The organism is Mycolicibacterium sediminis (genome assembly GCF_010731735.1).
Classification (GTDB): domain Bacteria; phylum Actinomycetota; class Actinomycetes; order Mycobacteriales; family Mycobacteriaceae; genus Mycobacterium; species Mycobacterium sediminis.
Genome location: NZ_AP022588.1, coordinates 3,976,791 through 3,988,128 on the forward strand (window position 1 = coordinate 3,976,791; position 11,338 = coordinate 3,988,128).

Sequence of the window (11,338 nt, forward strand, 5' to 3'; positions counted from 1 at the left end):
TCGCTCATCCAGACACGGCGGGCAGGGGACCTCTGAATGGTGGCGATCAAGGCGATCCACGACTGGACCGGAACGTCGGGCGACGTGGTGTCGTGGCACCCCTCGCCGGCGAGCCGTGCGAAGGTGGCCAAGGCCCCCGTCAGCCCGGTGCCCGTGAGTTATCAGCAGGCACAGCACATTCGGGGGTATCTGAGCCACCTCCAGGGTGGCACCGACATGGCCCGGCTGAACATCCCGGCGTGGGACATGCCCGGGCACTGTGACGTCCGCGCGATGACCCACGTCGTCAACGCCTACCTGCGCCGCCACGACACCTATCACAGCTGGTTCGAGATGGCCGACGACGAGGTCGTCCGGCACACCGTCGCCAATCCGCGCGACATCGCGTTCGTCCCCACCAAGCACGCCGAGATGACGGCGCCGCAGTGGCGCGAGCACGTGTTGAGTACCGCGAATCCGCTTCAGTGGGACTGCTTCTCGTTCGGCGTCATCCAGCGCGCCGACCACTTCACCTTCTACATCAGCATCGACCACGTGCACACCGACGCCATGTTCATGGGCATCGTGCTGATCGAGATCCACATGATGTACGCCGCGCTGGCCAACGGCGCGGCACCGATCCCGCTGCCGCCCGCCGGCAGCTACGACGACTACTGCGTGCGCCAGCACGACTTCCTGTCCGCGCTCTCCCTCGACTCGCCCGAGGTCCGGGAGTGGGTCCGGTTCGCGGAGTGCAACGACGGCACGATGCCGCACTTCCCCTTCCCCCTGGGTGATCCGCCGTGGTCGACCACGGGTGACCTGATCACGGTGCGGTTGATGGACCGGGACCAGTCGGAGCGCTTCGAGGCCGCGTGCACCGCGGCGGGAGCCCGCTTCATCGGCGGCGTGTTCGCCTGCGCGGCCATGGCGCAGCACGCTCTGACGGGCTCGGTCGACTACCACGTGATCACCCCGACGACGACGCGCCGGTCGCAGGCCGAGTTCCAGACCACGGGCTGGTTCACCGGGGTGGTGCCGATCTCGGTGGCGGTGGACCCCGACGCGTTCGGGGCGACCGCGCGTGCCGCACAGGAGTCCTTCGACGGCCGGATGCCGTTGGCGCACGTGCCCTTCGACCGCGTCGTCGAACTGGCGACCGAGGGTATGGGGCTGCGCACGCCCGAACCCGGGGTGCCGATGGTGTCGTTCCTCGACGCCGGCCTGCCTCCGCTGTCCGCGAGCATCATCGCCGAGTGGGAGCGCATGAACGGCATGGTGTTCAGCGACGCCCGCTCGGCCTACCAGATCGGTCTGTGGGTCAACCGTGGCGAGCGCGAGACCTCCGTGACGGTGGCGTTCCCCAACAATCCCGTCGCGCGGGAGTCGATCGACCGCTACCTCGCGGCGATGACCGCGGTGTACCTCGCCGTCGCCGACGGCGGCACGCCGGAGCGCGGTTACGTCGAGCTCTCGGACGGCATGCGACGCAACGCCGTTCGCGACCGTGGGGCGCTGGCGCCGGTGGCCGAGGGCTGACGGTGGGCGCAGCACCGGCGCGGCCGGGTTCCGACCACCTGCTCGAGTTCGTCGACCAGGCACTGTTCCTCGGGCTGCGCGCCACGGGTCAGGCCGCCGCCATGCAGATGGTCTGGGTGTACGACGGGCCGGTCGACGCCGAGCAGCTGCGGCGCTTCCACCGAGAGTTCGGCTACGGCCTGGCTGGCAGACTCATCGAGCCGTCGCCGCTGCCGTTCGGCCGGCACCGCTGGGTCTCGGCACTCGGTCCCGCGGCGCCGCTGCGGACCTGGGAGCCGCGACCCCGGGCGGAGTTGAGCGACTGGATCGACGAGCACTCGCAGCGTCCGATCGACCCCGAGCACGGGCCCGCCTGGCACATGGGCGTGCTGCCGCTGAGCGACGGCGGCACCGCCGTGAGCCTGGTCGGCTCGCACTGCATCGGCGATGGGGGCGCGGCGTTGCTCAGCGTCTTCGAGGCCGTTCACGGCACCAGGCGCGACCTGGGGTACCCGCCGCCGCTGTCGCGGACGATTCGCAAGGCGGTCCTCGCCGACCTCCGTCAGACCGTCGCCGACCTCCCCGAGCTCGGTCGCACGCTCGTCACCGCCGCGACGTTCCTGAACCGCAGACGCAAGGACCGGTCCCGACCGGCCGGCGCCGCGGCCCTGGCGTCCACCGTTCGCGACGACACCACCGTCGTCGTCCCCGTCGTGTCGGCGTTCGTCTCGCTGGCCGACTGGGACTCCCGCGCAGCCGAACTCGGCGGCAACAGCCACTCGATGCTGGCCGGCGTGTCCGCGCGCCTGGCCGTCCAGCAGGGCCGCCAGCTCGGTGACGACGGCACCGTCGGTCTCATCGTCCCGATCAACGACCGCACGCTCACCGACACCCGGGCCAACGCGGTCACGCTCGCCTACGTGCGGGTCGACCCGACCTACGTGACGAAGGATCTGACGGAGACGCGCGGTGCGATCCGGGAGGCGTTGCGCGTCATGCGCGAGCAGCCCGACGAGACGTTCGAACTGCTCGCCCTGACGCCGTTCGTCCCGAAGGTCGCAGTGCGCCGGTCCGCCGACCTCGCATTCGGGTTCACCGCGCAACCGGTGTCGTGCTCCAACCTCGGCGACCTCCCGATCGACGTCGCCCGCCCGGGTGGGACGACCGCGGACCAGGTGATGCTGCGCGGCGTCGACCAGCGGGTGTCCCGACGCGTCCTCGAGGAGCGCCAGGGCTTGCTGACGGTGGTCGGTGCGCGCCTCGACGGCACGGTGACCCTGACGATCGTCGGCTACCAGCCCGGCGCCGAGAACACGAAGGCCGTGCTGCGCGAACGCGTCACGGCCACCCTTGCGGAGTTCGGACTCGCCGGGGACGTGGTGTGACCCGGGACGGGCGGTGACGTCCACCGACCGCCTGGCCTACATCGACCAGGCCACCTTCCTGTCCTGGCAGGCGACGGGTCGTGCGCAACTCGCGCAGTACGTCTGGGTGTACGAGCGCGCCGTGAACCTGGCCGGTGTCGAGCGCTTTCACCGTGGCTTCGGACACGGGTTGGCGGGCAGGCTGATCGAGCCATCGGTGTTGCCGTTCGGCCGCCACCGCTGGGTGTCCGCCGCCGGTCCGCCGCGCGCACTGGACGTCGCCGATCCCCGCCCCCGGGCCGATCTCGGGGACTGGATCGACGAGCGGTCCCAGCTGCCGGTCGACCCCGTGGCCGGACCGGGCTGGCATCTCGGGGTACTGCCGATGACCGACGGCGCCACGGCGGTGAGCCTGGTGATGTCGCACTGCCTGCTCGACGGTGGCGCGTCACTGCGCACCATGGCGCGTGCGGTGCGGGGTGAGCGGTGCGACTTCGGATACGACGCACCGGGGTCGAGAACGCGTTGGCAGCGTGGCCGTTCCGACGCGCGCCAGACGGTCGCCGACCTTCCCGAGTTCGCGCGGACCGTGGCGCGTGCCGCCCGATTCGCCTACCGCAGGCGCGGTGAGATCTCCTCGTCGGGAGCGACGCGGCCCGCGTCGACGCAGACCCGCGGTGGCACGGTCGTGCTGCCGGCCGTGTCGGCCATCGTGGACGCCGCGGACTGGGAGGCCCGCGCCGCCGATCTCGGTGGCACCACGTACGCGCTGCTGCCCGGGTTCGGCGCACTGCTGGGGCGGCGGCTGGGCCGGGTGCGGGACGACGGCGCGGTCACTGCGCTGATCGCGGTCAGCGACCGCGCCGGGGACGACGACCAGCGGGGCAACGCCATGAAGATCGCCACCGCGATCATCGAACCGGCCTCGGTCACCACGGATCTCGGACCCACCCGGGCGGCGGTGCGCAAGGCCTTCGCCGAGGTGCGTGACGTCCCCGACGAGACCCACGCACTGCTGCCGATCACCCCGTTCGTACCGAGGCGGGCGGTGCGCCGCACCGCCGACGTCCTGTTCGGCGACCTGCCGGTGTCGTGCTCCAATCTCGGCGAGGTGCCGCCGGAGATGGCGCGGCCGGACGGGACCGAGGCGGACCACGTGCTGTTTCGCCCCGTCGACCAGAACGTCTCGCGCGACGCGGTCGAACGAGCGGGGGGCCAATTGGTCCTGGCGGCGGGGCGGGTGCTCGGCACGGTGTCGATCGGCGTCGTCGGTTACCAGGTCGGTGCCGCCAACACGCGGGAGTGGCTGGCCGATCGGGTGTGTCGAACCCTCGGGGAGTTGTCCCTCGAGGCGACTATCATCTAGCCGCGGCGGCCTCGAGGAGGTCGGCGACCCTCGTGGCCGCCTGCGCCGGAGAGGTCATGCGCGCGGCAGCGGCGCGGGCACGTTCCCGACACGCAGGCGTCAGCGCCGCACGCAGCGCCGTGGTCAGCGAGCGCTCGTTGGTGCTCGAGAAGCGTTGCGCCACACCGACGCCGAGGCGACTGACCCTGCCCGCCCAGACCGGCTGGTCGGCCGAGACCCACAGCACGACGGTCGGGACCCCCGAGCGCACCCCGGCGGCGACCGTGCCCGCGCCACCGTGGTGCACGACCGCACGGCAGCCGGGGAAGACCCGCGAGTGGTTCACCGCACCCACCAGGCGCACGTGGTCGTCGACGGCGGTGTCCGGCAGGTCCCACACGCCGGTGCTGACCACCGCCCGCTCGCCGAGATCGGCGCAGACGCGGGCGATCATGGCGATCGCGGCGGCGGGGTCGTCGACCGGCATGCTGCCGAAGCCGAAGTAGATCGGGGGAGTGCCGGCGGCCATCCACGCCAGCAGGTCGTCGTCGCCGGGCGTGGGCAGTTCCAGCGACAGGGACCCCACCAGGGGGCGGGTGCCGTGCCATTCCTCGGCGAGGCCGGGGAAGAACACGTCGTCGTACGCCTGGATCTCCAGGGCGCCGCCCTCGACGATGCGGCGGATGGCGCGCACCCGTGCCCGCGGCAGGCCCAACGCGTCGCGCTGGGCGTTCTCGGCCTGGCTCAGCACCTTCCAGTGCGCCCACTCGGCGGTCGACCATCCGGCGTGGAGCAGCGGTCGCGGCAGCCGCACGGGCAGCACCCTGGTGTTCTCCCGGCACGGGAAGTAGTGCAGCGCTGCCAGCGGTATCCGGGCGGCCTCGGCGACGTTGGCGGCGACCTCCTGATACGTCGTGCCGGTCAGGATCAGATCGGCGCCGTCGGCGAGGGCGGCCAGCGTCGCGCTCATCTCGGCCCACCCCTCGGTCGCGTAGTCGCGGCTGCGCCGCAGCAGGGTCACCGGGTTCTGCAGCTTCCACCAGTCCGTGAAGACGTCCGAGTCGAGCTGCTGCTGGGAATCCACGCCGTACGACGCCGCGGGGCCCAGGCCGATGCCGTCGACGAAGCCGACGAGGTTGGGGGGCACCGCGAGACGCACCCGGTGCCCGCGTCGCAGCAGCTCTCGCGCGGCGGCCGCGCACGGCTCCACGTCGCCCCGGGTGCCGTGCACGGCGACGACGACGGTCTTCGCCGGGGCCGGGATGTCAGACATGGGCCGGATCCGTCGGAAGGTACGAGAAGTCGTTGTTCTCGAACGACTTTCCGCAACCGATCGGGGGCACACACGATTACAACACGCGGGCACTCGGGGGTTGCCGACGGTGCTGGACGAGCACCGTCGGACGAGGGTGAGGCGACTGGGCACCGGTGTAACCTCACATGGTGTTGAGCCGCGCCGACATCCGTGGCGCATCCGTACACGGAGTGTTCGAATCGCTGGGGCGATTCGTGGTTCGGCGTCCGCTCACCATCATCGCGTCCTGGATCATCGTCCTCGGCGCACTCTTCGTCCTGATCGACCCGCTGTTCACCGTCGCGCAGAAGAATCCGCCGGACCTCGTGCCCAAGGGTTCGCCGGTGCTCGCGGCGGGCGAGCTGATGAAGACGGCGTTCAACGAGGCCGACGGCAGCAACCTGGTGATCGTCGTGCTCACCAACGAGGACGGTCTGACGCCCGCGGACGAGGACGTCTATCGCAAGCTGGTGGACAGCTTGCGCGCCGACACGGCGAACGTGAACTCCACGCAGGACTTCGTGTCGATCCCGGAACTCCGGGAGGCGATGACGAGCAAGGACGGCAAGGCCTGGACGCTGCCGGTCGGGCTGGTCGGGAACATGGGCACCAAGCCGGGGCAGGACGCCTACGACGACGCGCTGAAGGTGGTCAACGAGGCCACCGCGGGTTCCTCGCTGGAGGTCAACGTGGTCGGCGCGTCGGCGACGTTCGCCGACCTCAACAAGATCGGCGCCGAAGACCAGCTGATCATCGAGATCTCCACCGTCGTCACCATCTTCACGATCCTGGTGCTCGTCTACCGCAACCTGGTCGCGATGCTCATGCCGCTCATCACGATCGGCGTGTCGATGGGCGTGGCCCAGCAGGTCGTCGCCGGGCTCGGCGAACTCGGGCTGCCACTGGGCCCGCAGACGATCGTGCTGATGACCGGGATGATGATGGGCGCCGGCGTCGACTACGCGGTGTTCCTGTTCAGCCGATATCAGGAGTGCATCCGCAAGGGGATGTACACCGACGACGCGGTGGTCACCTCCATCGCCACCATCGGCGAGGTGATCACCGGCTCCGCGGCGACGGTGGCGCTGACGTTCATGGGCCTGTCGTTCACCAAGCTCGGCGTGTTCCTGACGGTCGGCCCGTCGCTCGCCGCGACCATCATGATCGCGGTCTTCGGCGCGCTGACGTTGCTGCCCGCGCTGATGGTGCTCGCCGGACGGCGCGGCTGGATCAAGCCGCGCAAGGACATCACGGGGCGGTTCTGGCGGCGTTCCGCCATCCACATCGTCCGCAGGCCCAAGGCCCACCTGGTCGCCAGCCTGGTCATCCTGCTCGGCCTCGCGGGCTGCGCGTCGCTCATCAAGTACAACTACGACGACCGCCGCAACCTCCCCGACAGCGCCGAGAGCAACAAGGGCTACGACGCCCTGACCGCGCACTTCCCGGTCAGCACCACGATGCAGCAGTTCATCCTGGTGCACGCGCCTGATCAGGACCTCCGGTCGCCGAAGGCGCTGGCGGACCTCGAGCAGATGGCGCTGCGGATCAGCCAGGTGCCCGGCATCGACGTCGTCCGCGGCATCACCCGCCCGACGGGCGAGATGCTCAACGAGGCCAAGTCCACCTACCAGGCGGGGGAGGTGGGGTCGAAGCTGGCCGACGCGTCCGGCCTGATCGCGACCAACGACGGCAACCTCAACCTGCTCGCCAGCGGCGCACACCAGCTCGCGGACGTGCACCAGCAGATCCGGGTCCAGGTCCTCGGTTCGCTGGGCTCCATCCGCGAGGTGGTGAGCGGCCTGATCGCCATCAAGGACGCCATGGGTGACGACGTCACCTTCGACGACCTCGAGAAGCAGGCCGGCGTGCTCGCCAACATGCGCTCCGTCGGCGACTCCCTCGGCGGCAGTCTCCAGCAGGTCACCGACGCCTACCGCTCGTCGAAGTCGATGCTGACGGTGCTCAACGGAAGCATGGCGTGCAACATCGACCCGGCGTGCGTGTCGTCGCGCGCCGAGCTGCAGCGCAGGGTGGACGGGTACGACGAGGCCGACATCGCCTACCTCGAGGCGCTCAGCCGCGGGCTGAAGGAGACCAAGGGCACCGACCGCATCGACAGCGTCATCCGGCAGGTCGGGTCGAACCTCGAGCGCGCCCTGGGCGGCCTGCAGTCACTGGGCATCGAGGATCAGGCCGATCTCGACCGCAAGCTCGGGGACCTGCGCGACAACGTCAACAAGCTGGCCGACTCGAGCAGGCAGCTCGCCGACGGCGTCCAGCTGCTCGTCGACCAGACGCGCAACATCGGCGGCGGTCTCGACCAGGCGTCCAGCTTCCTGCTCGCGATGAAGCGGGACGCCTCCGACCCGTCCATGTCCGGGTTCTACATCCCGCCGCAGATCCTCGACCAGAAGGAGTTCAAGAAGGCGGCGCAGCTCTTCGTGTCCGAGGACGGCCACACCGTCCGGTACCTGGTGCAGACGGCACTCAACCCGTTCGGCGTGGAGGCGATGGACCAGGTCGGCGACATCCTGGCCGCAGCCAACAGCGCACGCCCCAACACCAGCCTGGCCAACGCCGAGATCGACATGGTCGGCTTCTCGTCGGTGAACAACGACATCCGGACCTTCTACGACGCCGACCTGCGCTACATCATCGTGATGACGCTGATCGTGGTGTTCCTGATCCTGGCGCTGATCCTGCGCGCGATCGTGGCACCGATCTACCTGGTGCTCTCGGTCGTGCTGTCGTTCGTCTCCGCCATGGGTATCGGGGTGGTGTTCTTCCAGTTCATCCTGGGGCAGGACATCTACTGGAGCGTCGCGGGGATGGCCTTCCTCGTCCTGGTGGCGGTCGGCGCCGACTACAACCTGCTGCTGATCTCGCGCATCCGCGACGAGGCCAAGCTGGGCGTCCCGTCGGCGGTGATCAAGACCGTCGGGGCCACCGGCGGCGTCATCACCTCGGCCGGCCTGATCTTCGCGGCGTCGATGCTCGCGCTGACGGTCAGCAGCCTGGCCACCGTCGTGCAGCTGGGCTTCGTCATCGGGGTCGGCCTGCTGCTGGACACGTTCATCGTCCGGACCATCACGGTGCCCGCCGTCGCGGTGCTGATGGGCGACAAGAACTGGTGGCCGTCGAAGACCCCGCGGCAACTGCTGGCCGCCGCCCGGCAGGCGGCCGAGGCGCCCGGCGCGGACGCCGGTCGCGGACCCGCGGGCCACCCCGACGACGACGCGGACGAGACCGACGACGCCGACGGCTACGCACTCGCGGTGCGGAAGGCCAGCGCGGTCACCGCGGCCTGGCGCGACGAGGCGGACGACGAGCGGGACCGCTGAGGACGGGTCAGCCCGACTGCGCGGCCTTGCGGTAGCTGCGCATCGCCGACACGCCGACCACGACGGCGAGCACCACCATCCAGGCGAGCGTCCACGACAGCTCCCGGATCGCGAACCCGTCGCGCGCGAGCGCCTTCATCGATTCGATGGTCGACGACATCGGCTGGAAGCGGATGGCGGGGTAGAGCCAGTCGGGGATGACGTCGCGCGGAGCGACCGCGGAGTTGGCGAACACCGCACCCAGGGACACGGTGCTGAACCACGTCAGCACGGTGCGGCTGCGGAAGGACAGCGCCAGCACGATGACGAGCAGGGCGTACACCGTCACCCAGCAGACCGGGATGAGCACGAAGAGCACGGCCGCGGCGGGCCCGCCGCCGAACCGCAGCCCGAACAGCATGCCCACCAGGGTGATCACCACCGTGGCGACGAGCGTCCGCGCCGCCTCCGCCGTCAACGTCCCCAGCAGCGCGCTCGCACGGTGCACGGGCATCATCCAGAACCGGCTGAGCAGGCCGTTGTCGCGTTCGTCCGGGATCGCGAGGGCGGCGGCCAACGAACCGGCCATGCCGCCGGCGAGCGCGCACATCGCCACGACGACGTCGAGGTTGTCACTGCCGGTGAGGCGCTTCATCGACGTGCTCACCAGCATGTAGTAAATGAACAGCAGGATCGTCGGGAACAGCAGCGACTGCAGGGGGATCAGCGGGTCGCGCCGCCACTTGGTGAGCAGTCGTCCCGCGAAGATCGCACTCTGCTGAACCAGTGCGAAGCGCGGGGGAGAGACGTCGGTGGTCATCGCGTCCCCCGCTGCGAGCGCAGCGCGAGCACGCCCAGCCCGACGAGGAGACCGACGCACCACGCCAGGGTGACGGCGAGGTTCGGCGCGTCGACGTCGCCGCTGGCGAAGTTCCGCAGCGTGCCGGTGATCTGGGAAATCGGCTGGTGCTCGACGAAGGGCTGAACCCAGCCCGGGAACGACCCGACCGGCGCCATTCCCGTCGAGAGCAGGACCAGCAGCAGCTGCGGGATCAGCAGGAGCTGACTGGAGGTGTCCGACCGCTTCGCACGCGCGCCGATGGCGTCGGCACCGAGGGACAGCGCGAGCGTCAACGTCAGGGCCAGGAACACGAACGCCGCGCCCAGCAGGAACCCGCCCTCCATCCGGAAGCCGAACGCGTAGGCGACGGCGACAGTGGTGACGAGCGCCAGCACGCCGCGGATCACGCAGTAGGTCATGCGTGCCACCAGCGGCGCGTAGACCGAGATGGGCAGGGTCCGCAGGCGCGTGCCGAACTCGGAGGCCCGCTCGCCGGCCGCGATGTCGGTGGTGTTGAGGGCGCCGAACAGCATGGCCTGGACGACCACCGCGGGAAGGACGTACTGGGGGTAGGAGATGCCGCCGGTGTCGATGACCCCCCGCAGTGCGATGACGAACCCGATGAACGTCAGGACGGGCGCCAGCACGGCGAAGGCGACGTCGAGGGTCCGCACTCCGCTGCGGACCAATCGTTCGGTGAGGGCGAGGACTCCGGTCATACCGTCAGGGTCGGACCGGTGAGGTGCAGGAACACCTCGTCGAGCGACGGTTTCCGCAGGGAGATGTCCATCAGCTCGACGTCGAGTTCCTCGAGCCGGCGGAAGACCTCCCCGAGGGTGGTGACACCGTGCGGTGCGGGCACCGACACCGTGTTCGTGTCGGCGTCGACCTCGACGCCCTCGTACTTGCCGAGCACGGCGGCGACGCGCGCCAGGTCCTCGGGGTGCAGCGGGGTGACCTCGCAGTAGCTGAAGCCCATCCGGCGCTTGAGTTCGGCGGCGGTCCCGGAGGCGATCACGCGCCCGGCGTCGAGGATGACGATCGAGTCGCTGAGGACGTCGGCCTCCTCGAGGTACTGCGTCGTGAGGAGCACGGTGACGTCCTGGGCCGCGAGGTCGGACACCAGCGCCCACACGTCCCGGCGGCTGCGCGGGTCGAGTCCGGTCGTCGGCTCGTCGAGGAACAGCACGGCCGGCGGAACGATCAGCGAGACGGCGATGTCGATGCGGCGGCGCATGCCGCCCGAGTACGTGGCGACGCCACGGTCGGCCGCGTATCCGAGTTCGAACCGTTCGATCAGTTCGTCGGCACGCACCCGCGCCTGTTTGCGCCGCATGCCGCGCAGCCTGCCGAACAGGACGAGGTTCTCCCGACCGGTCAGCGAGGGGTCGAGCGCGGCGTCCTGACCCGTCACCCCGATGCTGGACCGCACCTTGCCGGGTTCTGCCACGACGTCGAAGCCCGCGACGAGAGCCCGGCCGCTGCTGGGCTCCAGCAACGTCGACAGGATCTTGACCATCGTGGTCTTGCCTGCGCCGTTGTGCCCCAGCAGGCCGCAGATCGAGCCCGTGGGAACGGAGAAGCTCACGTCCCGCAGCGCGGGCAACGGGCCGAACGCCTTGCCGACGCCCTCGACCTCGATCACGCGTTCACGATACCGTCGCGGCGGCCACGGGA

Annotated in this window: 8 protein-coding genes; 4 read left to right on the plus strand and 4 right to left on the minus strand. The window is 70.2% G+C overall.

Features of this window, described 5'->3' with window-relative positions:
- Nucleotides 1-36 precede the first annotated feature (36 nt).
- Genes G6N64_RS19070 through G6N64_RS19080 form a run of 3 tightly spaced genes read left to right on the plus strand, consistent with a single transcriptional unit; the run spans nt 37 to nt 4,227 of the window.
- The gene (locus G6N64_RS19070; RefSeq protein WP_163798764.1) at nt 37-1,518 is read left to right on the plus strand and encodes a condensation domain-containing protein; all 1,482 of its coding nucleotides are present in this window, start codon (nt 37-39) and stop codon (nt 1,516-1,518) included.
- A gap of 2 nt (nt 1,519-1,520) precedes the next feature.
- Nucleotides 1,521-2,882, plus strand: coding sequence for a hypothetical protein (locus G6N64_RS19075; RefSeq protein ID WP_163798766.1), 1,362 nt, complete (start codon nt 1,521-1,523; stop codon nt 2,880-2,882).
- A 13-nt stretch (nt 2,883-2,895) separates the two neighbouring features.
- Nucleotides 2,896-4,227 carry a hypothetical protein gene (locus G6N64_RS19080; RefSeq protein ID WP_163798768.1) on the plus strand — a complete coding sequence of 444 codons (1,332 nt, stop codon included), beginning with the start codon at nt 2,896-2,898 and terminating at the stop codon, nt 4,225-4,227.
- Here the strand turns inward: G6N64_RS19080 and G6N64_RS19085 are convergent.
- Complete coding sequence (locus G6N64_RS19085; protein ID WP_163798770.1) at nt 4,220-5,479, minus strand: glycosyltransferase; 1,260 nt, start codon at nt 5,477-5,479, stop codon at nt 4,220-4,222. The genes G6N64_RS19080 and G6N64_RS19085 overlap by 8 nt on opposite strands.
- Nucleotides 5,480-5,649: 170 nt before the next feature.
- Between G6N64_RS19085 and G6N64_RS19090 the strand changes: the two genes are divergently transcribed.
- Complete coding sequence (locus G6N64_RS19090; RefSeq protein ID WP_246230711.1) at nt 5,650-8,841, plus strand: MMPL/RND family transporter; 3,192 nt, start codon at nt 5,650-5,652, stop codon at nt 8,839-8,841.
- Nucleotides 8,842-8,848: 7 nt separating this feature from the next.
- On the opposite strand, the gene G6N64_RS19095 is transcribed toward G6N64_RS19090, so the two are convergent.
- The 3 genes from G6N64_RS19095 to G6N64_RS19105 are packed head-to-tail and all read right to left on the minus strand — an operon-like array spanning nt 8,849 to nt 11,306.
- On the minus strand, nt 8,849-9,640 hold the full coding sequence (locus tag G6N64_RS19095; RefSeq protein WP_163798775.1) for an ABC transporter permease: 792 nt from the start codon (nt 9,638-9,640) through the stop codon (nt 8,849-8,851).
- Nucleotides 9,637-10,380, minus strand: a complete 744-nt coding sequence (locus G6N64_RS19100; protein ID WP_163798778.1) for an ABC transporter permease — start codon at nt 10,378-10,380, stop codon at nt 9,637-9,639. Before G6N64_RS19100 ends, G6N64_RS19095 begins: the two co-directional genes overlap by 4 nt.
- Nucleotides 10,377-11,306, minus strand: coding sequence for an efflux ABC transporter ATPase subunit, DrrA-related (locus G6N64_RS19105; RefSeq protein ID WP_163798780.1), 930 nt, complete (start codon nt 11,304-11,306; stop codon nt 10,377-10,379). Before G6N64_RS19105 ends, G6N64_RS19100 begins: the two co-directional genes overlap by 4 nt.
- Between the last annotated feature and the right edge of the window lie 32 nt (nt 11,307-11,338).